The following is a 25,263-nucleotide window of genomic DNA, read 5'->3' as shown; positions in this document are numbered from 1 at the left end:
GTCCGACGCGCTTTTGGCTATCCTTGGCAATCCAGTCTGAGGCGTTCGCGGTCCCGTCCCGCGAACGCCGCTGAACAGTGAGCCGCCATGTCCTTCCTGAACCTGCCCGTCCGTACCCTGGTCGCCGCCTGCTGCCTGTCCCTGCTCAGCCTCGCGGCGCATGCCGACAGCTTTCGCGGCGACGCCCACGCACCGCAGCAGGCCGCCGTCGCCACGCCGCATCCGGCCGCGACCGTCGCCGGCCTGGAAACCCTGGCCAATGGCGGCAACGCCTTCGACGCCGCGGCGGCCATCGCCGCTGCCCTGGCGGTAGCCGAGCCTTACGGCTCGGGACTCGGCGGCGGTGGATTCTTCCTTCTGCGCCAGGCCGGCGCGCAGCCGACCTATCGCTTCCTCGACGCCCGCGAGCGCGCGCCGAAGGCCGCCTACGCCGACATGTACCGGCGCAACGGCAAGGTCGACCCCAGGCTGTCCGTCGACGGCCCGCTGGCGGCGGCGATCCCCGGCTTGCCGGCGGCGCTGGTCGAATTGAGCGGCCGCTACGGACGCAAGCCCCTGGCCGACAATCTGGTGCCGGCGATCCGCCTGGCGGTGGATGGCGTATCCGTCGACCGGGTCTACCGCGACCGCGTCGCCATGCGCCTGGAAGCGATGCGCAAGGACCCGGAAACCGCGCGGATCTTCCTCGACAAGGGCGGAATCCCCGACGAATGGAACCTGCTCCGCCAACCGCAGTTGGCACGTACCCTGGAACGCCTCGGGCGCTACGGGCGGATCGGTTTCTACGAAGGCGAGACAGCGGACAAGCTGCTCACCGGGGTCCGCGCCGGCGGCGGCATCTGGAGCGCGGCCGACCTGCGCGACTACCGGGTGATCGAACGCCGCCCGCTGGAGGTGAAGCTGGCCAACGGCCGCGAACTGATCAGCGCACCGCCGCCCTCGGCCGGCGGCGTGGCCCTGGCACAGAGCCTGCAGATGCTGGAACAGCTGCCGTGGCAGAAGGCCGAGCCGGTACAGCGCGCCCATTACGTGCTGGAGGTCCTGCGCCGTGCCTACCGCGATCGAGGCCTGCTCGGCGACCCCGACTTCGTCGCCAACCCGCTACCCAGCCTACTGGCGCCGGACTACCTGAAGCGCCTTGCCGCCAGCATCGACCCGCGCCGCGCCACGCCCAGCTCGGCGCTGCCGGAGGCGCCGGCCTGGCGCGAAGGCGACCACACCACCCACTTCGCGGTGATCGATGCCCAGGGCAACGCGGTGGCCGCCACCCTCTCGGTGAACCTGCCGTTCGGCGCCGCCTTCACCGTTCCCGGTACCGGCGTGGTGCTGAACAACGAGATGGACGATTTCGCCGCCGACACCCAGGGCGCCAACAGCTACGGCCTGGCCGGCAGCCAGGCGAACGCGGTGGCGGCCGGCAAGCGCCCGCTGTCGAGCATGAGCCCGAGCTTCCTGGAAAGCCCGACCGACTTCGCCGCCTTCGGCACCCCTGGCGGCAGCCGCATCCCGAGCATGGTGCTGATCTCCATGCTGCAGTACTTCGACGGCCGCCCGGTCGGCCAATGGGTCGCAGCGCCGCGCTACCACCACCAGTACAAGCCGGACGTCGTCGAGTACGAACCGCGCGCCTTCAGCGATGCCGAGGCCGCCGAACTGCGCCGGCGCGGCTATCAGCTCAAACGCCTGGAGCGCAGCTACGGCAACCAGCAGGTGCTCTACTGGGACAAGCGCAGCGGCCGCGTCGACGCCGCCAGCGACCCGCGCGGGATCGGCTACTCGTCTCTGTCCCTGGAGGCGCAAGCGCAGCCTCGGCCGCACTGAACAAACGAGAGACAGCGCTCAAAAATGTTCGACGATCTCACCCAGATAGGCGCCGCGTAGGGATTTCGCCGACGAGTCCGGCTGGCAATCCAGGCGGCGGGCCTCACTGGCTCGCCGCTTCAGCCGCCTGTTGCGCATCCTCCGCACTGGCTTCCACCGCCTCCGGTTCAGACGAGGCGCCCTCCATGCCTCGGCCGGAGTGCCGGCGATCGGCGACACCGGAGCAGTCGGCGACGCCGGACAGCTCTCCATCCAGCGCAGCGTGAATCCAGTTTTCCAAACGGGTGTACCAGGCTGCGTTCGCGGCGCTCTCCAGCCAGGCGATGGCATCCGCATCCTGCTGCTGTGCGGCCTTTTCCAGCCAGAGCCGTGCTTGCAGCTTGTTCATCCCGGCACCGGAACCGTTCCAGTAGGCCTCGCCCACCTTGAACTGGGCACGGGCATCTCCCTGGGTCGCAGCCTTGCAGAACCACTGGAAGGCCTTTTCCCGGCTGCCGGCATAACGGTCCAGCAGGGCGGCTTCCTCGTCTGAAGTGGCGGAATAGACGCCTTGCGAGTCGTCCAGGTAGAACCATCCCAGATTGGTTTCGGCGTCTTCGCTACCGCTGGCCGCCGCACGTTCGAACCAGGTCCCGGCCTTCACCCGGTCCTGGTCGACCCCTTCGCCTCTCCAGTAGAGAACGCCCATTTCATTCTGGGCGGCGGCATCGCCCTGCTCCGCGGCCTTCCGGAACCAGCGTGCCGCCTCGGTCTTGTCCTGTGGCCCGCCGTCACCATCGCGATAGAGCATGGCCAGTTGGATCTGCGCGCGGACCATCCCCGCAGCGGCCGCCTTGCCCCACCATTCGCGCGCGCTGGCGTAGTTCTGTTGCTGGTAGAAGTAGGCGCCGAAATCGAACAGCGCCTGCGGCTCCCCCGTCTCGGCGGCCTGGCGGAGGCGGGTGAATTCGGCGAACAGTTCATCGCCGCGCTTGTCACCCTGCTCGGCCTTGGACTGCTCCGTGCCGAGGTCGGACGCCGCATCCTCCGCCCAGGCGAACGAGGGTACGGCAAGAGCAAGGACGGACAGGAACACCCACTGACTGAACATACGCGAAATCCTTATCTTGGTTGAGCCGGTCGGCCACCCCTGGTCGACCTTGTGACCTTGCTGGTCAGCAGGACACTGTCACCATCGGAGAATCCGATCAAGTGCCGCGAACGATCCGTGCGGAGCATCTGTCATCGGCCGATGCGGCGCTATAGCTGCCGCCTGCCGTGGCGGAAGAAAAGACTTAGCCCAATCTCCGTGCCCCCTGCAATGCATCGAGAAAACAAAAAGCCGGTCGATGACCGGCTTTTTTTCATTCCGTTGGAGACTCAGCTTTCGTCGTGGTTATAGCCGCTGGTGGTGCAGCCCAGGCAACGGACGAAGGCTTCCTTGCCCGGATCGACCACCAGCGCCTGGCCGGCCTTGCCGACGCTGCCGCTGGCCGCGGTGAACGGCAGGCTGACCACGAAGGCCACCGCCCCGACGGCCGTGGCGGCGATCAGGAAGGGACGGGCGATGAGCAGATCGCCGATCATGGCGTACGCGGGGGGCGCTTCGACGGTGTACATCGGGTCGCCGCTGGCGTTTTCCTGCACGGCATCCGCCAGCGCGGGCATGGACGAGAGCCCGGTGGTCAGCGCCAGCACGAGCGCGGTGGTGCGAAACAGGTTCATGGAGGCGGTCCTTTCTGGTTTTTGGTTGGGCAGATATCGCCTAACTATAACAGCGCTGCGGGTAGTGCCAGCGTGACCGCCTTCAATCGCCGAGGAATGCGTAGTGCGGCTTTTTCGGGATGAACGGCCGGTAGAAGCCAATCAGGCTGCACAGGTCGGCGTCCTCGTTGCCGGTCGGCCAGAAGGGTTCGCCGATGACGATCCGCCGGTTCTCGTAGTCCAGCGCCGCCGGCACCACCGGCACGCCGGCGCCACGGGCGATGTGGTAGAAGCCCATGCGCCAGCGGTCGACCTTCTTGCGCGTGCCTTCCGGAGCGATGATCAGCATGAACTCACGGTGCTCGCGGAAGGCCTGGATCGCCTGGTCCACGGTATTCAGCTTCAGGTGGCGCTGGATCGGGATACCGCCCCAGCGCCGCATCAGGCCGCCCAGCGGGCCGTTGAACAGGGTGTGCTTGCCGAACCAGCGGGCGTTCAGGCGCAGGACGAACTTGGCGGCAAGGAAGGCCACGAAGTCCCAGTTCGAGGTGTGGTGGGCGCCGATCACCACGAACTTGTCGAGCGCGGGCAATTGGCCCTCGATCTTCCAGCCGGAGAGTTTCAGCATGGCATGGCCGAGCGACTCGACCAGGGTGTTGCGAGGCAGGTAATTGCCGGACATCGTGCACCTTTCTTATGGCAGGCCGCTCACCGTGGCGGCCCTTCTTGTGGCGGTAGAGTATGCGCGGCGCGGCGCTTCAGCGTTGGCAGCGCGGGCAGTACACGCTGGCGCGCTGGCCTAGGCGGATCTCGCGCAGGGTGCTGCCGCAGACCTTGCAGAACTCCCCGCCACGGCCATAGACGAACAATTCCTGCTGGAAGTAACCGGGCTGGCCGTCGCCGCCGACGAAATCGCGCAGGGTGGTGCCGCCGCGCTCGATGGCGATCGCCAGGATCCGCTTGATCTCCTCCGCCAGGCGCAGGTAGCGCGCCTTGGAGATGCTCCCGGCGGGCTTGCGCGGATCGATGCCGGCGGCGAACAGCGCTTCGCTGGCGTAGATGTTGCCGACCCCGACCACCACCGCGTTGTCCATGATGAACGGCTTGACCGCCATGCTCCGCCCGCGCGACAGCTCGAACAGACGCTGGCCGGCGAAAGCGTCGGTCAGCGGTTCCGGGCCGAGGTTGCGCAGCAGCTCGTGTTCCAGTGGCGCCAGGCTCCAGAGCATGGCGCCGAAGCGCCGCGGATCGGTGTAGCGCAGGGCCATGCCCGAGGCCAGCTCGATGTCGACGTGCTCGTGGCGACTGGCCGGGGTGCCGCTCTCCACCAGCCTCAGGCTGCCGGACATGCCCAGGTGGCTGATCAGCGTACCGGCCTCGGCGCCCAGCAGCAGGTACTTGGCGCGGCGCTCGACGCTGACGATGCGTTGTCCGGACAGGCGCACGTCCAGGTCTTCGGGGATCGGCCAGCGCAGGCGCCGCTCGCGCACGATCACGCGCTCGACGCGCTGGCCTTCGAGGTAGGGGGCGATGCCTCGGCGGGTGGTTTCGACTTCGGGTAGTTCGGGCATGGCGGCAGCAATCCGGTTGACCGCGGCACCTTAGCAGGAAGCGCCGCGGCGCGGCCAGTCAGTAGCTGCCCTGACCGACGCCCAGCTCGAGAATCGAGCCCTTGAGGTTCTCGAAGTCGTAGTCGGTGAGCCCGACGTAGTCCAGCACCAGCGCGCCGATGCTGTTCCACTCGTGGTCTTCCGGCTGGTTGCCGAGAATCCGGTGCGAGCCGCAGATGTGCTCGGCCATCTTCAGGATCGCCAGCAGGTTCTTCAGCTGGGTGTCGCGGGCCGACTCGTCGCCGAAGATCGACAGCGCGTTGTGGTGGTTGGCGATCGCCTCGCAGACGTGCTCCGGCAGGCGCCAGGAACGCGCGGTGTAGTAGCCGACCACCGCATGGTTGGTGTTCAGCACGCGGTTCTCGGTGTCCACCACCCGGCGCTCGTCGCTGGCGGCGGCATAGGCCTCCTCCAGCACCGCCATATAGTGCGGGAAGCGCTTGAGCATCAGCGGAATGCCGCAGTTGTGGAACAGGCCGAGGGCGTAGGCTTCGTCCACCGACTCGTAGCCGACCCGCTTGGCCAGGCTCAGGCAGCTCATGGCCACGTCCTGGGCGGTGTCCCAGAAACGGTTGAGGGTGACGATGGTGTCGTCGCTCATCTCGCCCTTGATCGACTGGGCGTTGATCAGGTTGATCACCGAACGACTGCCCAGCAGGTTCACCGCGCGCTGGATCGAAGTGATGCGGTTGGCCAGGCCGAAGAACGGCGAGTTCACCAGTTTCAGGAGGGCGCCGGAAAGGCCCGGGTCCTGGCTGATCAGCCTGGCGATGTTCTTCAGGTCCGGATTGGGCATGACCTGCTCCATCTGCAGGTCGACCATGATCTGGGGTTGCGGCGGCACGCTGATGCCTTGCAGGGCCTGGCGGATCTGCTCGGCGGTGAGTTCTTGGACCATGAGGGCGGGGGCGAAAGTTGACGGTGTGCGCAGTTTACCCGGAGAACCCCGCCATGGGGCGGGCTTCTGCCGGAAAAGCGGCGCCAGGCAACGGGCATGGAACTTTTCCCGCAGCCGCCAGGGTCGGAATGAATACCCCCATCCGATATCGGGAGACACGCCATGACCCAATCCCTGCACGGCAAGGTCGTCGCCGCCCTGGTGACCGACGGTTTCGAACAGGTCGAACTGACCGGTCCGAAAAAAGCCCTGGAAGACGCCGGCGCCACGGTAAGGATTCTTTCCGACAAGGCCGGCGAGGTGCGCGGCTGGAACCATCACCAGCCAGCCGACGCCTTCCGCGTCGACGGCACCTTCGAAGACGCCAGCCTGGACGACTACGACGCCCTGCTGCTGCCCGGCGGGGTGATCAATTCCGACCAGATCCGCAGCCTGGCCAAGGCCCAGGAACTGGCGATCCGCGCCGAACAGGCGAGCAAGCCGGTGGCGGTGATCTGCCACGGCGCCTGGCTGCTGATCTCCGCCGGCCTGGTGCAGGGTCGTACCCTGACCAGTTGGCCGTCGCTCAAGGACGACATCAACAACGCCGGCGGCCACTGGGTGGACCAGGAGGTAGCGGTGGACGGAAAGCTGGTGAGCAGCCGCAAACCCGAAGACATCCCGGCCTTCAACCGTCGATTCATCGAAATCCTCGCCGGCTGAACGGCCCGCGTTCGCGCAGCGGCGAATCCCGTCGCTGCGCTATAATCGCGCTCTTTTGCCGGAGCCTTTCCCATGACCCTGCCCAGCTTGCGTCTCAAAGCCAACGCCGAGCGCCGCCTGCGCGCCGGCCACCTGTGGGTCTACAGCAACGAGGTGGATGTCGCCGCGACGCCGCTGAACGCCTTCGCCGCCGGCGACCAGGCGGTGCTGGAAATGGCCAACGGCAAGCCGCTGGGCATCGTCGCGCTGAGCCCGAACAACCTCATCTGCGGCCGCCTCATTTCCCGTGATACCAAGCACGTTCTCGACAAATCACTGCTGGTTCATCGCATCAACATCGCCCTCAGCCTGCGCGAGCGGCTTTTCGACAAGCCGTTCTACCGGCTGGTCTACGGCGATTCCGACCTGCTGCCCGGCCTGGTGGTCGATCGCTTCGGCGACGTGCTGGTGGTGCAACTGGCGTCCGCGGCCATGGAACTGCGCAAGGACGAGGTGCTCGCTGCCCTGCTGCAGGTGCTCAAGCCCGCCGCCGTGCTCTGGAAGAACGACTCCAGCGCGCGCGACGCCGAGGGCCTGGAGCGCTACGTGGCCAACGCCTACGGCGAAGTGCCGGAGTGGGTCGCGCTGGAAGAGAACGGCGTGAAGTTCGAGGCGCCGGTGCTGGCCGGGCAGAAGACCGGCTGGTTCTACGACCACCGCATGAACCGCGCGCGCCTGGCGCCCTACGTGCAGGGCAAGCGGGTCCTCGACCTATTCAGCTATATCGGTGGCTGGGGCATCCAGGCCGCCGCCTTCGGCGCCAGCGAAGTGATGTGCGTGGACGCGTCCGCCTTCGCCCTCGACGGCGTCGAGCGCAACGCGGCGCTGAACGGCGTGGCGGAGAAGGTCGCCTGCGTCGAGGGCGACGTGTTCGAGGCCCTGCGCGAGCTGAAGGCCGCCGACGAACGCTTCGACGTGGTGATCGCCGACCCGCCGGCCTTCATCAAGCGCAAGAAGGACCTGAAGAACGGCGAGGCCGCCTACCGCCGTCTCAACGAACAGGCCATGCGCCTGCTGAGCAAGGACGGCATCCTGGTCAGCGCCTCCTGCTCGATGCACCTGCCCGAGGACGACCTGCAGAACATCCTGATCGGCAGCGCCCGCCATCTCGACCGCAACATCCAGCTGCTCGAGCGCGGCGGCCAGGGCCCCGACCATCCGGTGCACCTGGCGATCGCGGAAACCCGCTACATCAAGAGCCTGACCTGCCGGCTGCTGCCCAACGGCTGAGCCCGTCCCGGCGGATGAGCGCCTGCGTTCATCCGCCCTACGGCCACCGCCTCTCGCGGCGCGACGGGCGGCGCAAGAGGCCAACCCTGGTCGCGACGCGCCGCTCCGCCGACCGCCAGCCTTCCCCATTCGCCCGCTCTGGGCTTAGAATCCGGGCATTCCTCGCCAATCATCCCCCGGCGGGCAGTGAGCCCAGGCCGTCGCCAATGGTGACCCCATTCAGACCCCGGCCAACTCCGTACACTCGGCTATTCCCCGTTTGCATCCGGTTCCTTCGACGCTCACGATACAGTCATAACCCGAACCTGATTAGCCGCAGGAAATCGTCATGCCCGATTACCGCTCGAAAACCTCCACCCACGGCCGCAACATGGCCGGCGCCCGCGCCCTCTGGCGCGCCACCGGGATGAAGGACGAAGACTTCAAGAAGCCGATCATCGCCATCGCCAACTCCTTCACCCAGTTCGTGCCCGGCCACGTGCACCTGAAGGACCTCGGCCAACTGGTCGCCCGCGAGATCGAGAAGGCCGGCGGCGTGGCCAAGGAATTCAACACCATCGCCGTCGACGACGGCATCGCCATGGGCCACGACGGCATGCTCTATTCGCTGCCGAGCCGGGAGATCATCGCCGACTCCGTGGAATACATGGTCAACGCCCACTGCGCCGACGCCATCGTCTGCATCTCCAACTGCGACAAGATCACCCCCGGCATGCTGATGGCCGCGCTGCGCCTGAACATCCCGGTAGTGTTCGTCTCCGGCGGGCCGATGGAAGCCGGCAAGACCAAGCTGGCCAGCCACGGCCTGGACCTGGTCGATGCCATGGTGGTGGCCGCCGACGACTCCTGCTCCGACGAGAAGGTCGCCGAGTACGAGCGCAGCGCCTGCCCGACCTGCGGCTCCTGCTCCGGCATGTTCACCGCCAACTCGATGAACTGCCTGACCGAGGCGCTCGGCCTGTCGCTGCCGGGCAACGGCTCGACCCTGGCCACCCACGCCGACCGCGAGCAATTGTTCCTGCGCGCCGGGCGCCTGGCCGTGGAACTCTGCCAGCGCTATTACGGCGAAGGCGACGACAGCGTGCTGCCGCGCAACATCGCCAACTTCAAGGCCTTCGAGAACGCCATGACCCTGGACATCGCCATGGGCGGCTCGACCAATACCATCCTGCACCTGCTGGCCGCCGCCCAGGAGGCGGAGGTGCCGTTCGACCTGCGCGACATCGACCGCCTGTCGCGCAAGGTGCCGCAACTGTGCAAGGTGGCGCCGAACATCCAGAAGTACCACATGGAAGACGTGCATCGCGCCGGCGGCATCTTCTCCATCCTCGGCGAACTGGCCCGCGGTGGCCTGCTGCACACCGACGTCCCCACCGTGCACAGCCCGAGCATGGCCGACGCCATCGCCCAGTGGGACATCACCCAGACCCGCGACGAAGCCGTGCACACCTTCTTCAAGGCCGGTCCGGCGGGCATCCCGACCCAGACCGCGTTCAGCCAGAACACCCGCTGGCCGAGCCTGGACGACGACCGCGCCGAGGGCTGCATCCGCAGCGTCGAGCATGCCTATTCCAAGGAAGGCGGGCTGGCCGTGCTCTACGGCAACATCGCTCTCGACGGCTGCGTGGTGAAGACCGCCGGGGTCGACGAGTCGATCCACGTGTTCGAAGGCAGCGCGAAGATCTTCGAAAGCCAGGACGCCGCGGTGAAAGGCATCCTCGGCGACGAGGTGAAGGCCGGCGACATCGTGATCATCCGCTACGAAGGACCGAAGGGCGGGCCGGGCATGCAGGAAATGCTCTATCCGACCAGCTACCTGAAGTCCAAGGGCCTGGGCAAGCAGTGCGCCCTGCTCACCGACGGACGCTTCTCCGGCGGCACCTCGGGCCTGTCCATCGGCCACGCCTCCCCGGAAGCCGCCGCCGGCGGCGCCATCGGCCTGGTGCAGGACGGCGACAAGGTGCTGATCGACATTCCCAATCGCTCGATCAACCTGCTGGTCAGCGACGAAGAACTCGCCGCACGCCGCGCCGAACAGGACAAGAAGGGCTGGAAGCCGGCCGCGCCGCGTGCCCGCCGCGTCAGCACCGCGCTCAAGGCCTACGCCCTGCTCGCCACCAGCGCCGACAAGGGCGCGGTACGCAACAAGGCGCTGCTGGACGGCTGAATCGTCCCGCGACGAAAAAAGCCCGGTCCCGCGCCGGGCTTTTTCATTCGCGCGTGCGCACGCCGAATGGCGGATAACCGCAAGCGGTCATTCGCCCTACCGCTCACCCACGCTCCAACCGTAGGGCGCATACGCCACCGGCGTTATCCGCCGACATGCGGCGCAGCCAGGCCTGGGCGAGACCGCGTTCGCCCAGTAAAATCGCGCTCTTTTTCCCCGGACCGCCACCATGAGTTCCCTGCAAAGCCCGTCGGACGCCAGCGCCCGCAACGACCTGGTCTATGGCCTGGACGACCGTCCCAGCGCTCCCATCGCCCTGCTCGCCGCCCTCCAGCACCTGCTGGCGATCATCGTGCCGATCGTTACCCCCGGCCTGCTGATCTGCCAGGCGCTGGGCGTATCGCCGCGCGACACCAATCTGATCGTGTCGATGTCGCTGGTGATCTCCGGCATCGCCACCTTCGTCCAGTGCAAACGCTTCGGCCCGTTCGGCGCCGGACTGTTGATCGTCCAGGGCACCAGCTTCAACTTCGTCGGCCCGCTGATCGCCGGCGGGGCGCTGATGGTCAAGCAGGGCACGCCGGTGGAAAGCGTGATGGCGGCGATCTTCGGCGTGGTCATCGCCGGCTCCTTCGTCGAGATGGGCATCTCGCGCATACTGCCGTTCGTCAAGCGGCTGATCACCCCGCTGGTGACCGGCATCGTCGTGCTGATGATCGGCCTGACCCTGATCAAGGTCGGCCTGATCAGCATGGGCGGCGGCTTCTCGGCGATGTCCAACGGCACCTTCGCCAACGGCGAGAACCTGCTGCTGTCCGGCGTGGTGCTGGGCATCATCGTGGTGCTCAACCGCATCCCGGTGGTATGGATGCGCAGTTGCGCCATCGTCATCGCCCTGGCCGTCGGCTACGCGCTGGCCGGCTACCTCGGCCGCCTGGACTTCACCGGCATGCACCAGGCCGAGCTGTTCCAGGTACCGACCCCGCTGCACTTCGGCCTGGACTTCTCCTGGCCGCTGTTCATCCCGATGCTGGTGATCTACCTGGTCACTTCCCTGGAAGCCATCGGCGACGTCACCGCCACCAGCAAGGTGTCGAAGCAACCGGTGGAAGGCCCGCTGTGGATGCAGCGGATCAAGGGCGGCGTGCTGGTCAACGGCGCCAACTCGTTCCTCGCCGGTATCTTCAATACCTTCCCCAGCTCGGTGTTCGCCCAGAACAACGGGGTGATCCAGCTCACCGGCGTGGCCAGCCGCTACGTCGGCCTGTGGATCGCCGCCATGCTGGTCCTGCTCGGCCTGTTCCCGAGCGTCGCCGGGGTCATCCAGGCGGTGCCGGAACCGGTACTGGGCGGCGCGGCGATGGTGATGTTCGGCGCGGTGGCCGCTTCGGGCATCAACATCCTCGCCGGCATCCAGCTGGACCGCCGCGCCCTGCTGATCATCGCCGTGTCCCTGGCCCTCGGCCTGGGCGTTTCGCAGGTGCCGGAGTTCCTCGCGCACATGCCCGCGGCGCTGCGCAACGTGCTGGAATCCGGGGTCGCCACCGGCGGCATCTGCGCCCTGCTACTGAACTGGTTCCTGCCGGAAAGCCCGGTCCAGAAGGCCGCACACTGATAGGCGCGGCGCCACCTCCGGGTGGCGTCGCGGTTTTCGCCGAAGGGTTTTCGTACCCGGCCAATGGTTGGGTATGATCGACGGCATGGCCATGCCCGTCGGCCACCCTCTTCCGTCCCGCAACCCGGACCCGCGCCCATGCCCCAGTCCCGCCGCCCGTTGCGCATCGGCCTGATCGCCGACACCCATGGCCTGCTTCGGCCCGAGGCGCTGGAACGGTTGCGCGGCTGCGACCAGTTGATCCATGCCGGCGACATCGGCAAGCCGGAAATCCTCGCCGAGCTGGAACGCCTGGCGCCGCTCTCGGTGGTGCGCGGCAACAACGACACCCAGGACTGGGCGGCGGACATCCCCGAGCGCCTGCTGCTGAAGATCGGCCGGCTGACCCTCTACGTACTGCACGACCTCAAGCGACTCGACCTCGACCCGGCCGCCGAAGGCATCGACGTGGTGGTCGCCGGACATTCGCACAAGCCGCTGAAGGAAGAGCGCGACGGCGTGCTCTACCTCAACCCGGGCAGCGCCGGGCCTCGGCGCTTCAGCTTGCCGATCGGGATCGGCGTGCTGGAAGTGGCGGGGAAGAAGATCGAGGCGGAGCTGATCACCCTCTGACCCCGCCTGGAACCGTCAGCGGCGCTCCCATACCTCGAAGGCGTAGGCAGGCGCATCGTCAGCCGCGGCGTGTTCGATGCTCGACGCCAGGCGCCAGGCCGCGCCATCGATCTCGGGGAAAAAGGCGTCGCCTTCCGGCGCCAGGCCCACCCGGGTCAGGTAGAGGCGCGCGGCGCGCGGCAAGGCCTCGGCATAGAGCTGGGCGCCGCCGATCAGCATCAGTTCGTCGGCGTCCTCCGCCTGCGCCCACGCCTCGGCGCGCGCCAGCGCGGCGTCCAGGCTGGCGAACACTTCCGCACCCTCCAGTGCCAGGCCGGCCTGGCGGCTGACCACCAGGTTGAGCCGGCCCGGCAGCGGCCGACCCAGCGAGTCCCAGGTCTTGCGCCCCATGATCACCGGCTTGCCGAGGGTCATCGCCTTGAAATGCTTGAGGTCGGCCGGCAGGCGCCAGGGCAGGCGGTTGTCGATGCCGATCGCGCGGTTCTCGCCAAGGGCGGCGATCATCGCCAGCGGTCGTGCCATGGGGTTACCTCATCGTGGAAGGACAAAGGCGCGAGGATAAACACTCGCGCCGGCGGACTCCAGGCCCGGCCTACAAGGGATTGGCATACGGCGGCACCTGCATGAAGAAGGTGCCATCCTCGTTGACCTGGGTGGTGCCGGTCGCCAGCACCTTGCGGTAGTCCTGCAGGTTGAAGGTCAGCACCTGGTCCGGGGTCTCGGTCTTCAGCAGCACCTGGGCGTAGGTGATGAGGATTTCGAAGATCTTCAGGTCGCCGGACTGGAGCCAGAGGAAGGATGGACCCGCCGCGGCCGGCGGGCTGAACACCGGCGACGGCTGGCCGGGCGCCTGGGAGAAACGCAGGTGCAGCCCCTGGTCGTCGAGCCAGGCCTCCTGCACGTGGCCGTCGATGCCCAGCAGCGGGAAGACCTTGCGGTAGTCCAGGCGCATGGCGCTGCCCACCAGGCTCGCCCCCGGCCGATCGAGGCTGACCAGCGCCGACATCGGCAGGCCGACCAGGCTCATCGCCCCGTACAGCGGCAGACCGATCACCTTCAACTGGTCGGGCCGATAGACCAGCGCGCCGCTGGCCGCGTCCACCTCCACGCCGCCGCCCAGCCGCAGCGGCAGCCAGGGCCCTACGCCGAGCGGACGCACCCGTCCCTCCACCTCCAGGCGTCCCGCCGCACTGCTCATGCGGAAGTCCTTCAACATGGTCCCGTCGTAGGCGAGGATGTGCTCGTTGAACAGGTTGGCCAGTTGCCGCGGGCTGAGCAGCACCTCGCCCTCCATCACCTGGAAATGCATGTCCTGCGGGCGGTCGAAGTCCACCGGCTGGCCGACCCGGTTCGGCACCAGCCAGCCCTTCACCTCGGGCACGTGGAAACCGATGTTGCCGCGCAGATACATGTCCACGTTGCGCAGCAGTATGCCGACGCCATCCTGGCCGGAATCCGCCGGCCCGGCCGTACGCATGGGCAGCGGCACCGGCGCCGGCGGGACCTGCCGGTACCAGCCCTCGCGCAGCAGGGCCAGTTCGCGCTGCTGCCGGTCGATGGCGCTTTCGGCCTGGGCCGCGCTGGCCGCCAACAGGCAACAGCCAAGCAGCACGCCCCACGGACGCCGGCTCACAGCCGTGCCTCCAGCGGCGCCGGCGCCTTCACCGGCGACACGGCGATCTGCACCATGCCGTCCTCGCGCAGGCGGATCACGCCGTTCTGCAGTTGCCGCCGGTAGTCGTAGAGATTGAACAGCAGCGGCTGCCCCGGGCTGAGGCTGGTGAACAAGGCGTAGGCCTTGACCAGCACGGTGCGCGCCATCTTGATATCGCCGCCCTCGATGAACATGTAGCTGTCCGGCGCCCGTAATGCCGGCCATTGCAGGTCGGCCAGGGAGTCGCCGAGGGCGAGTTGCATGCCGCCGTCCGCCAGGGCCAGGCGACTGACGCGGAAGTCCAGGCGCGGCGGCGGGAACAAACCGTCGAGGTCGACGCGGATGCGGTTGCCGACCAGCTCCATGTGCCGGGTCTTCAGCTTCAGCACCTCGGACATCTCGATCGAGGCCGCCGCCAGCGACGAAGTGACCTCGACCCCGTCGACGAAGATCCGCCGGGGTACCAGGGTCACCTCCAGCGGACCGCTCAGCTCGATCTCGGTGAGCATCCGCAGCGGCCGCCAGCGCCCCTTGCGCAACAACTCGCCACGCACTTCCTGGCCGTCCTTGCGGGTGTTCATCCTGAGGTTGCGCACGGCCGCGCGGGACGCGGCGAGGTCCTGGTTGAGCAGGGTCGCCAGGGTGGCGTCGCTGACGAATATCTCGCCGGCCTGGATCCGCGCCACCATCGCCGTCGGATCGTCGAGCGACAAGGGCGCGCCGGGACGAGTCGGTTCCATGCGGATCAGCATGCGCTGGATGAAGAAACCGATGTCGTCGTGCAGGCGGAAGTCGGTATCGGCGATCCACAGTCGCGAACTCGCCGATCCCGAGCCGCGGGCGCCGACGCTCGCCTCCAGCGTACGCGGCGGCACGGCGCTCATCAGGCTGTCCGGCTGGCGCCCCCAGTCATCGGTAGCGGCCGTCGGCACACGCGCTTCGACACGGGCCGGCGGCGCCACGGCCTGGCCGCCACCGTGGGCATCGAAGGCCAGCCAGGCGCCCAGCAACAGGCAGGCCAGTTGCAACGACAGGCAGGGAAACGCGGAGGCAGGTTGCGCGGAAGCCATCACCGATCCTCTTATTGTTATGCGAGCGCCGTCACCCTATACCCTGCCCCGGCCGTCCGCCCCTTTCGTTGGATTGGCCGGGAAAACGCCGACGTCGTCACGCTGGGGGCGATTGTCACGGGAATGTCGCGAAACGGGCAAAGAAGTATCACCTGGCTGCGTCACTCTGCTGGACTGGAACACTCCCGAACCGCCGACGAGGACCCGTCATGCAACCAGCCTTCCTGCGCCGCCACCTCGGCGCCGCCTGCCTGATGCTCGCCGCTGGCCTGGCCAGCGCCGCCCACGCCGACACCGGTAACGTACAACGCGCCATCGACTGGGCCCAGGGCCAGGCCTCCGTTCGCCACCCGGCCGGCCACGAACGCTCGCCGCTGGTCATCGCCCACCGTGGCGCCAGCGGTTACGTACCGGAACACACCCTGGGCGCCTACGCCCTGGCGGTGATGATGGGCGCCGACTACGTCGAGCCGGACCTGGTGATGACCCGCGACGGCAAGCTGGTCGCCCGCCACGACAACGAGCTGGGCCTGACCACCGATGTCGCCCAGCATCCGGAATTCGCCGACCGCAAGCGCACGCAGAAAGTCGACGGAGTGGAACTCACCGGCTGGTTCAGCGAAGACTTCACCCTCGCCGAACTGAAGACGCTGCGCGCCATCGAGCGCATCCCCACGATCCGCCCGGGCAATGCGCGCCTGGACGGCACCTTCGAGATCCCCACCCTGCAGGAGATCATCGACCTGGTGAAAAGCTTGCAAATCAGCCAGCAACGCACCATCGGCCTGTACCCCGAGATCAAGCACGGCACCCACTTCCAGCGCCTCGGCCTGGCCATGGAACGCCCGCTGGTGAAGACCCTGCACCGCAACGGCTACCTCGGTCCGCGCGCGCCGGTATTCATCCAGTCCTTCGAGGTGAACAACCTGAAGGAACTCAAGCGCCTCACCGGCATCCGCCTGGTCCAGCTCTACGGCAGCGGCCAGCCCTACGACCAGCAGGCCAGCGGCGGCAGCCTGACCTACGCCGAGATGGCCACCGCCAAGGGCCTGCGCCAGGTGGCGCGCTACGCCTACGGGGTCGGTCCGGACAAGAGCTACGTGATTCCTCGCGATGCCAACGGCAACCTCGGCCAGCCGACCCGCTTCGTCGGCGACGCCCACGCCGCCGGGCTGAAGGTGCATCCCTACACCTTCCGCGCGGAAAACAGCTTCCTTCCGGCGGAGTTCCGCAGCGCCGACGGCAACCCGCAGTCGCGCGGCGACCTGGCCGGCGAGATCAGGGCCTACCTCGACGCCGGCATCGACGGCCTGTTCAGCGACCAGCCGGACGTCGCCGTGCGCCTGCGCGAGCAGCGCTGACGCAGCCCGACCGGCGCTCGTACGCGGGCGCCGGCCTCATGGACACTCGATGTAGCCGTCGAAGGGCTGTGCCTTGCCCTTCTCCAGCGCCTGCCGCCTGATGTTCCGGCAGATCCGCCGATCGCGCTCGTGCATGGCGTCGATCGACGGGTTGCCGGTGGGTTCCACGCCCTTGTGGTCCTTGACGCCAAAGGTCACCAAGGGCTGCTCCGGCTCCACCCGGAAGCGCGACGGCGTTTCCTTCTCCTCCTTGCGCGACGGCGGATCCGCCGCCAGGGTCGGCAACTGGTCGGCCTGCACGCCATAGCGTTGCAGCAAGGAGCCATCGGGCAACTCGTCGGCCAGCGCGCCCGCCATCCCCAGCAACAGCGCCAGGGGGTATCGGCGTACTACCTTCATCTCAGTGTTCCTCTCGCTACCGGCGCCGAACGCTTTCGCCACGGCGCCAGTCAAAATCCCACACCCCGCCGCCAGCCGGCTGGCAAGCCAGCATGAGCCGCCGGGGCGCTTTTTGCTATGTTTGGCGCTGATCAGACGCCGTTGGCCGGGCACGATTCACGCTCGGCAGGGAAATCGACACAGGAGGTGACTTGAGTCACACGACGCATCCCGGCCTCGACGCCCTCTGGCTGACCGAGGCCGTTCGCCTGCGCGAGGAGCAGGCCGGTCCGCTGGAAGACAGCGAGGCGCTTCGCCAGGCGCTGGCCCAGGGCGGTTCCCTGCCGCGCCGTATTCTCACCCGCGCCCACTGGCTGGGCCGCCGCGAGGGCCTGCTGGACGCCCAGCGGACCTGGCGCCAGGGTTCGCGGCTGGCGCTGGCCCTGCTGCTGGTGCTGGCCCTGGCCAGCGGCGCCGGACTGGCCTTCGCCGCGCTCGGCGATGGCCAGCGCCCGGTCAACGTGTTCTGGGCGCTGGCCAGCCTCCTCGGCCTGCACCTGCTGACCCTGCTCGGCTGGGCCCTCGGCCTGCTCGCCGGCGGCGAGGCCGCGGGCGCGCTCGGCCGGCTCTGGCTGTGGCTCAGCGGCAAGCTGGCGCGCGATGCCCGCGCCGCGCACCTGGCGCCGGCGCTATTGGTCCTGCTCGGCCGGCGCCGGCTGGCGCGCTGGGGCCTCGGCGCGCTGGTCCACGGGCTCTGGCTGCTCGGCCTGCTGACGGCGCTGGCCATGCTCCTCGGCCTACTGGCGACCCGCCGCTACGGTTTCGTCTGGGAAACCACCATTCTCGGCAGCGATACCTTCATCGCCCTCACCCAGGCGCTCGGCGCCCTGCCGGCGTTGCTTGGCTTCCCGTTGCCGGACGCCGAACTGATCCGCGCCAGCGGCGACGCCGCCCTGGCCAGCGAAGCCGCGCGGCACGCCTGGGCCGGCTGGCTGGTAGGCGTACTGCTGGTCTATGGGGTCCTGCCGCGCGCGCTGCTCGGTCTGTTCTGCCTGTGGCGCTGGAAACGCGGCCTGGCCGACCTCGACCTGGACCTCGACGACCCAGGCTACAGCCTGCTGCGCGAACGCTTGATGCCGGCCAGCGAACGCCTCGGCGTCAGCGACGCGGCGCCGGACTGGCTACCGGAGCCGCAGGGCGGCCAGTCCGGCCAGGAAGCCGCCGGAGCGGTGCTGGTGGCGGTGGAGCTGGACGATCGCCGGCCCTGGCCGCCGAAGCTCGCCGAAGGCGTCGCCGACGCCGGCATCCTCGACGACGGCCAGCAGCGCCATCGCCTGCTCGATCAACTGACCCGCTACCCGCCGGCGCGCCTGGCCATCGCCTGCGACCCGCGTCGCTCGCCGGACCGCGGCACCCTGGCGCTGCTCGGCGAACTCGCCCGCTGCGCCGCCAGCACCCGCATCTGGCTGCTCCAGGCTCCGCCCGGCGAAGCGCTCGACAGCGACCGCCTGGGCGACTGGCACACCGCCCTGGAGCGCCTGCAACTGCCGCACGGCGAGACCTCGCCGCTGGCCTGGCTGGAGACCGGCCATGACTGAGCCGCTGATCCTGGCCGTGGTCGGCCACACCAATACCGGCAAGACCTCGCTGCTGCGCACCCTGACCCGCGACCGCGGATTCGGCGAAGTCTCCCATCGCCCCAGCACCACCCGCCACGTCGAGGGCGCCAGGCTGTCGGTGGACGGCGAAGCGCTGCTGGAACTCTACGACACGCCCGGCCTGGAAGACGCCATCGCCCTGCTCGACTACCTGGACGCCCTGGAGCGCCCCGGCGAGCGTCTCGATGGCCCGGAACGCATGGCGCGGTTGCTGGACAGCAACGAAGCGCGCGGGCGTTTCGAACAGGAAGCCAAGGTGGTCCGCCAGTTGCTCGCCTCCGATGCCGGGCTCTACGTGATCGACGCCCGCGAACCGGTGCTGGCCAAGTATCGCGACGAACTGGCGGTGCTTGCCGGCTGCGGCCGGCCGCTGCTGCCGGTGCTGAACTTCGTCGCCAGCCCGCAGCATCGCGAGGAGGAGTGGCGCACCGCCCTCGCTCGCCTGGGCCTACACGCCCTGGTGCGTTTCGACAGCGTGGCGCCGCCGCTGGACGGCGAACGGCGCCTCTACGAGAGCCTGGCGCTGCTGCTGGAGCGCGCCCGGCCGCAACTCGACCGGCTGATCGCCGACCATGAGACCCAGGCCGCCGCGCGCCTGCGCGCCGGGCAACGGCTGATCGCCGAATTGCTGGTCGACGTCGCCGCCTGTCGGCGCCTGGTGCCCGGCGGCGAAAGCGCCGTGCAGGAAGCCACCCGCGACCTGCACCAGCAGGTGCGCAAGCGCGAGCAGGCCTGCGTGGAAGCGTTGCTGCGGCTCTACGCCTTCGCCAGGGACGACGCCCGCGCCGCCGACCTGCCGCTGCTCGACGGCCGCTGGGGCGACGATCTGTTCAATCCGGAGACCCTGCGCCAACTCGGTATCCGCCTCGGCGGCGGGGTTGCGGCCGGTGCCGCGGCCGGCGCCGGCATCGACCTGCTGGTGGGCGGCGTCACCCTTGGCGCCGCCGCCGCCCTCGGCGCTCTCGCTGGCGGCGCCTGGCAGACCGTCGGCCACTACGGTTCGCGCCTGCTCAGCAAGCTCAAGGGCGCCCGCGAGCTGACCGTCAACGACGCCGTGCTGCGCTTGCTCGCGCTGCGCCAACGGCAGCTCCTGGCAGCCCTGCAAACGCGCGGCCACGCGGCGATCGAGGCGATCCGCCTGGAGACCCCGGAGGACAAGCAGTGGCGCGAAGGCAAGCTGCCGGAAGCACTGCGCAAGGCGCGCGCGCATCCGGAGTGGTCGTCGCTGAACGGCAGGCGGGTGGGCGGCAGCGACCGCCAGGAACAGATCGACGCGCTGGCCGAATTGCTGGAGAGCGGACGCGGGGAATGACAGACTGGGCGACGATCGCCCAAGAGGTAGGCCCATGCCCTTCGTTTCCTACGCGCAGAACCTGGAAGACGTCCGACTCTGGCGAGCCCTGAAACTCTTCCCCAGGGGGTTCTACATCGACGTCGGCGCCAACCACCCGCGGATCGACTCGGTCACCCTGGCGTTCTACGAGCGCGGCTGGCGCGGCATCAACATCGAACCGCTGCCCCACCTGCACCGCGAGCTGGAGCGGGAACGGCCGGAAGACCTCAACCTGAACCTCGCCATTGGCGAGCGCGAAGGCCGCGCCACGCTCTACGAGATGGCCGCCTCGGGTCTCTCCACCCTGGACCCCGAGCTAGCCCGCCAGCGCCAGGCCGAGGGCTGCACGGCCACTCCGCGCGAAGTGAAGGTCAGCACCCTGGACGCGATCTGCGCGGCCCATGTCGAAGGGCCGATCCACTTCCTCAAGATCGACGTCGAAGGGCTGGAAGGCGCGGTGCTCCGCGGCCTCGACCTGAACCGCTGGCGCCCCTGGCTGATCCTCGCGGAAACCCCATTCGACCACGACCCCGAATGGAAAGCGCCGCTGCTCGCCGCGGGCTACCGTTTCGTCCACTTCGACGGCCTTAACGGCTATTACCTGGCGGAGGAACAGGCCCGCCTGGAAGGCGCCTTCGCGCTACCGCCGAACCTGCTGGACGACTTCCAGCTCTGCCATGGCCACGCCATGAGCCATCCGGTCGCACCGCTGGAGCAGGCCCTGGAGCAGGCGCTGCAACGCGCAGAAGATGCGGAGCGGGCTTTGCGGGACTGGCGCGCGCTTCCCTGGTACCGCCGCCTGTTCGGTTGAGCGGAGCCGACGGCTCCGCCGAAGGGTCAGACCGCGACCGGTGCCTTGATGTGCGGATGGGCCTCGTAGCCGACCAGCTCGAAGTCCTCGAAGCGGAAGTCGAACAGATCCTTCACCTCGGGATTCAGCTTCATGCTCGGCAACGGCAGCGGCTCGCGGGTCAACTGCAGGTCGGCCTGCTCCAGGTGGTTGGCGTACAGGTGGCAATCGCCGCCGGTCCAGATGAACTCGCCCGGCTGCAGGCCGGCGACCTGCGCCACCATCAGGGTCAGCAAGGCATAGCTAGCGATGTTGAAGGGTACGCCGAGGAAGATGTCCGCCGAACGCTGGTAGAGCTGGCAGCTGAGTTTGCCGTCGGCGACGTAGAACTGGAACAGCGCGTGGCAGGGCGGCAGGGCCATCTCGTCGATCAGCGCCGGGTTCCAGGCGGAGACGATCAGCCGGCGCGAGTCCGGATTCTTCTTCAGCATCGCCATCAGGTTGGCGATCTGGTCGATGTGGCGGCCGTCCGGCGCCGGCCAGGAGCGCCACTGGTAGCCATACACCGGGCCGAGGTCGCCGTTCTCGTCGGCCCACTCGTCCCAGATCGAGACGCCGTGCTCCTTGAGGTAGGCGATATTGGTGGAGCCCTTGAGGAACCACAGCAGCTCGTGGACGATCGACTTGAGATGGCACTTCTTGGTGGTCACGAGGGGGAAGCCCGCGGCCAGGTCGAAGCGCATCTGGTGGCCGAACACGCTATAGGTGCCGGTGCCGGTGCGGTCGCTCTTGAAGGTGCCGTGCTCGCGCACGTGGCGCATCAGGTCGAGGTACTGTTTCATCGGAGGCTCGGATCGATATCGGTGCGGCGCCGACGTGGCGGCTCCCACCGAGGGATGACAGAAGGATGGCCAAGTCTACGGCGACGGGGCCGGCATCGCCAGTTCGGCGCGACCGGCGCAAGCCATGCACGCCCTGGAGCGGAAAGCCGGCTGCCCGGAGCGGATGACGCCTGCGACGTTATCCGCCCCGGGCACGAAAAGCGGCTCAGGCCGCCTTCGGCTGCGCCGCGTCGCGGCGGTAGGCCCAGACCATCAGGGCAATGCCGGCCAGCACCATCGGTACGCAGAGCACCTGGCCCATGGTCAGCCAACCCCAGGCGAGGTAGCCGAGCTGGGCATCCGGCACGCGGACGAACTCGACGACGAAGCGGAAGATCCCGTAGCACAGCACGAACAGGCCGGAGACCGAGGCGGTCGGCCGTGGCTTGCGGGTGAACAGCCAGAGGATGACGAACAGCGCCACGCCTTCCAGGGCGAACTGGTACAGCTGCGAGGGATGCCGCGGCAGCGGGCCTCCGTTGGGGAAGACCATGGCCCAGGGCACGTCGCTGACCTTGCCCCACAGTTCCGAGTTGATGAAGTTGCCGATGCGCCCGGCGCCCAGGCCGATGGGCACCAGCGGGGCGATGAAGTCCATCAGCTGGAAGAAGCTCTTGCCATGGCGCTTGCCGAACCACCAGACCGCCAGCATCACGCCGAGCAGACCGCCATGGAAGGACATGCCGCCTTTCCAGACCTCGAAGATCAGCGTCGGGTTGGCGATGTACTCGTCCAGGTTGTAGAACAGCACGTAGCCCAGGCGGCCACCGAGGATCACGCCGCAGGCGACCCAGAAGACCAGGTCGGAAAGGCGCTCCTTGGTCCAGGTCGGGTCGAAGCGCTTCATCCGGCGCGACGCCAGCAGCCAGGCGCCGCCGATCCCGATCAGGTACATCAGCCCGTACCAGTGGATCTTCAGCGGGCCGACGGCCAGCGCAACCGGATCGATCTGGGGATACGTCAGCATCGATAACTCCTACGACAGAAAAGCGAGATCGGGGGTCAGGAAACTTATGCCCACGCTGAACAGCAGCAGGGCGAACAGTCGCTTGAGTACGCGCGGCGACAAACGATGCGCCAGGCGCGCGCCGAAGCGGGCGAACAGCATACTGGTGGCGGCGATGCCGACCAACGCCGGCAGATAGACGTAGCCCAGGCTCCACTCCGGCAACTGCGGGTTGTGCCAACCGACCGCGATGAACGACAGAGCGCCGGAAATGGCGATAGGAAGGCCGCAGGCCGAGGAAGTCGCCACCGCCTGCTGCATCGGCACGCTGCGCCAACTGAGGAAAGGCACGGTCAGCGAACCGCCGCCGATGCCGAAGATCGCCGAGGCCCAGCCGATCACCGCGCCGGCCAGGGTCAGGCCGCCCTTGCCGGGCACCTCGCGGCTACCCTTTGGCTTGAGATCGAGAACCATCTGCAAAGCGACCAGGATGGCGAACACCCCGATTATCTTCTGCAACAGCGGCCCCTTGATCTGCGCCGCGGTCAGCGCGCCGAGGGCACTGCCGATGAGGATGCCGAGGGTCATCCAGGCGAACACCGGCCAGCGCACCGCGCCGCGCCGATGGTGTTCGAGAATGGAATTGATCGAAGTGAAGACGATGGTCGCCAGGGAGGTGCCGACCGCCATCTGGGTCAGGACGTCGCCGCCGAAACCGTGCGCGGTGAAGCTGAAGACCAGCGCCGGGACGATGATCAGGCCGCCACCGACGCCGAACAGTCCGGCCAGCACGCCGGCACAGGCGCCCAGCACGATATAGAGGAGAAACTCCATGCACGCCCCCGTTGGAAAGCCGGCATGGTAACGGAATTGCGCGCCGCGCGGCAGGCGTCGTGCTTGAACGGCGATGGCGGATGCCTTTAGCCTGACGGCCAGCCCATCCCAAGGATCGCGCATGTGCCTGATCGTCTTCGCCTGGCAACCGGGGCACGCCCTGCCGCTGCTGGTCGCCGCCAACCGTGACGAGTTCTATGCCCGCCCGAGCCTGCCGCTGGCGGCCTGGGAGGACGCCGAGGGGGTATTCGCCGGACGCGACCTGGAGGCCGGCGGCACCTGGCTGGGGCTCGGCCCGGCCGGCCGTTTCGCCGCCCTGACCAACGTCCGCGATCCGTCGCAGGCTCTCGGCAAGCGCTCCCGTGGCGAACTGGTGGCGGACTTCCTGCGCGGCGGCGGCAACCCGGCCGACTACCTGGCGCAGGTCGCCGGGCGCGCTGCGGACTATTCCGGCTTCAACCTGCTCATTGGCGATCGCCATCAGCTCTGGCACTACAACCCCCGCGTAGGGCCACCGCGCCTGCTGCCGGCGGGGGTCTACGGGCTGTCCAACGCGGCCCTCGATACGCCCTGGCCGAAGCTGCTCAAGGCTCGCGCCGCCCTCGCCGAGCGGCTTGCCGAGCCGCATCCGCAGGCCCTGCTGGAGCTGCTGGCCGACGCAGCGCCGGCCGCCGACAGCCAGTTGCCGGATACCGGCGTGGGTCTGGCCACGGAACGTCTGCTCTCCAGCGTGTTCATCGCCAGCCCGAGCTACGGCACTCGCGCCAGCAGCGTCGTACGGGTACACGCCGACGGCACGCGGGAGATGATCGAGCGCAGCTTCGGGCCGTCCGGCGCCCGGCTCGGCGAGGTCAGCCTGGTGCTGCCGCCAGGCTGACCTTCAGCAACAGGCCACGCAATCGCGACGCTGCTTGGCCCGATAGAGGGCGTCGTCCACCCGGCACAGCAGCAGGTCGAGGGTCTCGCCATCGTTCAGCACGCCGACGCCGAAGCTGGCGGTCAACCGCTCGCCCATCTCGAAGGACTGCGAGCGAACCCGCTGGCGCAGGCGTTCGGCCAAGGCCGCCGCGGCCTCCAGGCCGGTTTCCGGAAGCAGCAGGATGAACTCCTCGCCGCCCCAGCGCGCCAGCACGTCGACCTCGCGCAGCTCGCTGGCGACCAGGCGGCCGAAGGCGACCAGCACGCGATCGCCGGTGGAGTGGCCGAACAGGTCGTTGATCCGCTTGAAGTGATCGACATCGATCATCACCAGTGCCGTCGCGCGTCCATGGCGCTGCCGGCGCATCCATTCATGGTGCAGGCACTGCTCGAACTTGCGCCGGTTGTACAGCTCGGTGAGCGGATCGATTTCGCTCAGGCGCTGGGCCTCGGCCATCTTCGAGGCCAGCGCCTGGTTGACCCGGTGCAGCGCCTCGGTGCGCTCGGCCACCAAGTCCTCGAGACGCCGGTTCCAGTCGAACAGTTCCTCGTTGCGCTGCTGCAACTCCAGCTCGACCAGCTTGCGCTGATGGATCTCGTGGTGCGCACCGATCATCCGCCGTGGCTCGCCGCGCTCGTCGAACTCGACGAAACGCCCGCGATCGCTGATCCACAGGTAATCCCCGCTGTAGGTGCGGCAGCGGTATTCCTCGCAGTATTCCGGGCTTTCGCCGTCGAGGTAGGCCTGGAAGCTGGCCATCACCCGCGGATAGTCCTCGGGATGGATGATGTTCTTCCAGGTCTCCACGCTCTCCGGCAGGCTATGCGGCGGATAGCCGAGCATCAGGTACCAGCCGGCGCTGCGGCTGACCTGGTTGGTCGCGATGTTCCAGTCCCAGATCCCGTCGCTGACGATCTCCAGGGCATATCGCAGGGTTTTCTCAAGGTCTTCGCGTGACAGCGGAAGAAGACCTGGCGGCTTCGACGCCCGTTCGTCCATTTTGCGGCAATCCCTCGCACGTTCGACTGGCCAGTGGCCTCTACCGAATGGCAGGCAGTCTAT

24 protein-coding genes are annotated in these 25,263 nt (G+C 68.2%); 11 read left to right on the top strand and 13 right to left on the bottom strand.

The window, feature by feature from the left end:
* Positions 1–87: 87 nt before the first annotated feature.
* Positions 88–1,821 (top strand): gamma-glutamyltransferase, encoded by a 1,734-nt coding sequence (gene ggt / locus HMPREF2914_RS29160; protein WP_023092301.1) that lies wholly within the window; start codon positions 88–90, stop codon positions 1,819–1,821.
* Between the two features lie 103 nt (positions 1,822–1,924).
* On the opposite strand, the gene HMPREF2914_RS29155 is transcribed toward ggt, so the two are convergent.
* From HMPREF2914_RS29155 to HMPREF2914_RS29135, 5 genes are all read right to left on the bottom strand, one after another.
* Positions 1,925–2,911 (bottom strand): tetratricopeptide repeat protein, encoded by a 987-nt coding sequence (locus HMPREF2914_RS29155; protein WP_023092300.1) that lies wholly within the window; start codon positions 2,909–2,911, stop codon positions 1,925–1,927.
* Positions 2,912–3,180: 269 nt separating this feature from the next.
* Entirely contained in the window at positions 3,181–3,525 is a 345-nt protein-coding gene (locus HMPREF2914_RS29150; protein WP_003084452.1) for a hypothetical protein, read from the bottom strand.
* Positions 3,526–3,607: 82 nt separating this feature from the next.
* Positions 3,608–4,186 (bottom strand): lysophospholipid acyltransferase family protein, encoded by a 579-nt coding sequence (locus HMPREF2914_RS29145; RefSeq protein WP_003084450.1) that lies wholly within the window; start codon positions 4,184–4,186, stop codon positions 3,608–3,610.
* A 76-nt stretch (positions 4,187–4,262) separates the two neighbouring features.
* Entirely contained in the window at positions 4,263–5,075 is an 813-nt protein-coding gene (gene mutM, locus HMPREF2914_RS29140; protein ID WP_003102876.1) for a bifunctional DNA-formamidopyrimidine glycosylase/DNA-(apurinic or apyrimidinic site) lyase, read from the bottom strand.
* A 58-nt stretch (positions 5,076–5,133) separates the two neighbouring features.
* Positions 5,134–5,958, bottom strand: a complete 825-nt coding sequence (locus HMPREF2914_RS29135) for an HDOD domain-containing protein (RefSeq protein WP_003128920.1) — start codon at positions 5,956–5,958, stop codon at positions 5,134–5,136.
* Positions 5,959–6,174: 216 nt separating this feature from the next.
* Here HMPREF2914_RS29135 and pfpI point away from each other — a divergent pair, with 216 nt between their 5' ends.
* The 5 genes from pfpI to HMPREF2914_RS29110 all read left to right on the top strand — a co-directional run bounded on the left by pfpI (position 6,175) and on the right by HMPREF2914_RS29110 (position 12,377).
* Positions 6,175–6,714 carry a protease PfpI gene (gene pfpI / locus HMPREF2914_RS29130; protein WP_003110411.1) on the top strand — a complete coding sequence of 180 codons (540 nt, stop codon included), beginning with the start codon at positions 6,175–6,177 and terminating at the stop codon, positions 6,712–6,714.
* 72 nt (positions 6,715–6,786) lie between these two features.
* Positions 6,787–7,983 carry a class I SAM-dependent rRNA methyltransferase gene (locus tag HMPREF2914_RS29125; protein WP_003084438.1) on the top strand — a complete coding sequence of 399 codons (1,197 nt, stop codon included), beginning with the start codon at positions 6,787–6,789 and terminating at the stop codon, positions 7,981–7,983.
* 328 nt (positions 7,984–8,311) lie between these two features.
* Complete coding sequence (ilvD, locus tag HMPREF2914_RS29120; RefSeq protein WP_003084436.1) at positions 8,312–10,150, top strand: dihydroxy-acid dehydratase; 1,839 nt, start codon at positions 8,312–8,314, stop codon at positions 10,148–10,150.
* Positions 10,151–10,379: 229 nt separating this feature from the next.
* On the top strand, positions 10,380–11,765 hold the full coding sequence (locus HMPREF2914_RS29115) for a nucleobase:cation symporter-2 family protein (RefSeq protein WP_003084433.1): 1,386 nt from the start codon (positions 10,380–10,382) through the stop codon (positions 11,763–11,765).
* 138 nt (positions 11,766–11,903) lie between these two features.
* Positions 11,904–12,377, top strand: coding sequence for a metallophosphoesterase family protein (locus HMPREF2914_RS29110; RefSeq protein WP_003102894.1), 474 nt, complete (start codon positions 11,904–11,906; stop codon positions 12,375–12,377).
* A 15-nt stretch (positions 12,378–12,392) separates the two neighbouring features.
* Here the strand turns inward: HMPREF2914_RS29110 and HMPREF2914_RS29105 are convergent, their stop codons facing one another.
* The 3 genes from HMPREF2914_RS29105 to HMPREF2914_RS29095 all read right to left on the bottom strand — a co-directional run bounded on the left by HMPREF2914_RS29105 (position 12,393) and on the right by HMPREF2914_RS29095 (position 15,101).
* A complete protein-coding gene (locus HMPREF2914_RS29105) occupies positions 12,393–12,899 on the bottom strand; it encodes a dihydrofolate reductase (protein WP_003084430.1) in 507 nt (168 codons plus the stop codon).
* A 70-nt stretch (positions 12,900–12,969) separates the two neighbouring features.
* On the bottom strand, positions 12,970–14,010 hold the full coding sequence (locus HMPREF2914_RS29100) for a hypothetical protein (RefSeq protein WP_003110413.1): 1,041 nt from the start codon (positions 14,008–14,010) through the stop codon (positions 12,970–12,972).
* Complete coding sequence (locus tag HMPREF2914_RS29095; RefSeq protein ID WP_003128916.1) at positions 14,007–15,101, bottom strand: hypothetical protein; 1,095 nt, start codon at positions 15,099–15,101, stop codon at positions 14,007–14,009. Before HMPREF2914_RS29095 ends, HMPREF2914_RS29100 begins: the two co-directional genes overlap by 4 nt.
* A 209-nt stretch (positions 15,102–15,310) precedes the next feature.
* Between HMPREF2914_RS29095 and HMPREF2914_RS29090 the strand changes: the two genes are divergently transcribed.
* On the top strand, positions 15,311–16,462 hold the full coding sequence (locus HMPREF2914_RS29090) for a glycerophosphodiester phosphodiesterase (protein ID WP_003110415.1): 1,152 nt from the start codon (positions 15,311–15,313) through the stop codon (positions 16,460–16,462).
* A gap of 36 nt (positions 16,463–16,498) precedes the next feature.
* Here HMPREF2914_RS29090 and HMPREF2914_RS29085 read toward each other — a convergent pair whose 3' ends face one another.
* Complete coding sequence (locus HMPREF2914_RS29085; protein ID WP_003084423.1) at positions 16,499–16,861, bottom strand: hypothetical protein; 363 nt, start codon at positions 16,859–16,861, stop codon at positions 16,499–16,501.
* 191 nt (positions 16,862–17,052) lie between these two features.
* Between HMPREF2914_RS29085 and HMPREF2914_RS29080 the strand changes: the two genes are divergently transcribed.
* The 3 genes from HMPREF2914_RS29080 to HMPREF2914_RS29070 are packed head-to-tail and all read left to right on the top strand — an operon-like array spanning position 17,053 to position 20,642.
* Positions 17,053–18,438, top strand: coding sequence for a DUF2868 domain-containing protein (locus tag HMPREF2914_RS29080; protein ID WP_023092299.1), 1,386 nt, complete (start codon positions 17,053–17,055; stop codon positions 18,436–18,438).
* Complete coding sequence (locus tag HMPREF2914_RS29075) at positions 18,431–19,810, top strand: GTPase/DUF3482 domain-containing protein (RefSeq protein WP_023092298.1); 1,380 nt, start codon at positions 18,431–18,433, stop codon at positions 19,808–19,810. Before HMPREF2914_RS29080 ends, HMPREF2914_RS29075 begins: the two co-directional genes overlap by 8 nt.
* Positions 19,811–19,844: 34 nt before the next feature.
* A complete protein-coding gene (locus HMPREF2914_RS29070; protein WP_003112965.1) occupies positions 19,845–20,642 on the top strand; it encodes an FkbM family methyltransferase in 798 nt (265 codons plus the stop codon).
* Between the two features lie 26 nt (positions 20,643–20,668).
* Here HMPREF2914_RS29070 and HMPREF2914_RS29065 read toward each other — a convergent pair whose 3' ends face one another.
* From HMPREF2914_RS29065 to HMPREF2914_RS29055, 3 genes are all read right to left on the bottom strand, one after another.
* The gene (locus HMPREF2914_RS29065) at positions 20,669–21,463 is read right to left on the bottom strand and encodes a thymidylate synthase (protein WP_003110588.1); all 795 of its coding nucleotides are present in this window, start codon (positions 21,461–21,463) and stop codon (positions 20,669–20,671) included.
* Positions 21,464–21,668: 205 nt separating this feature from the next.
* The gene (gene lgt, locus HMPREF2914_RS29060; RefSeq protein WP_003084409.1) at positions 21,669–22,469 is read right to left on the bottom strand and encodes a prolipoprotein diacylglyceryl transferase; all 801 of its coding nucleotides are present in this window, start codon (positions 22,467–22,469) and stop codon (positions 21,669–21,671) included.
* Between the two features lie 9 nt (positions 22,470–22,478).
* Complete coding sequence (locus HMPREF2914_RS29055) at positions 22,479–23,282, bottom strand: sulfite exporter TauE/SafE family protein (RefSeq protein WP_003110587.1); 804 nt, start codon at positions 23,280–23,282, stop codon at positions 22,479–22,481.
* A 121-nt stretch (positions 23,283–23,403) separates the two neighbouring features.
* Here HMPREF2914_RS29055 and HMPREF2914_RS29050 point away from each other — a divergent pair, with 121 nt between their 5' ends.
* Complete coding sequence (locus HMPREF2914_RS29050) at positions 23,404–24,159, top strand: NRDE family protein (protein ID WP_003084407.1); 756 nt, start codon at positions 23,404–23,406, stop codon at positions 24,157–24,159.
* Between the two features lie 3 nt (positions 24,160–24,162).
* Here HMPREF2914_RS29050 and HMPREF2914_RS29045 read toward each other — a convergent pair whose 3' ends face one another.
* Entirely contained in the window at positions 24,163–25,200 is a 1,038-nt protein-coding gene (locus HMPREF2914_RS29045) for a sensor domain-containing diguanylate cyclase (RefSeq protein ID WP_003084406.1), read from the bottom strand.
* Between the last annotated feature and the right edge of the window lie 63 nt (positions 25,201–25,263).

Origin of the sequence: Pseudomonas sp. HMSC067G02 (assembly GCF_001813485.1) — a bacterium.
Taxonomy (GTDB): Bacteria; Pseudomonadota; Gammaproteobacteria; order Pseudomonadales; family Pseudomonadaceae; genus Pseudomonas; species Pseudomonas aeruginosa.
The sequence above is the reverse complement of the archived record's forward strand: the minus strand, read 5'-3'. Positions and strand labels throughout refer to the sequence as shown.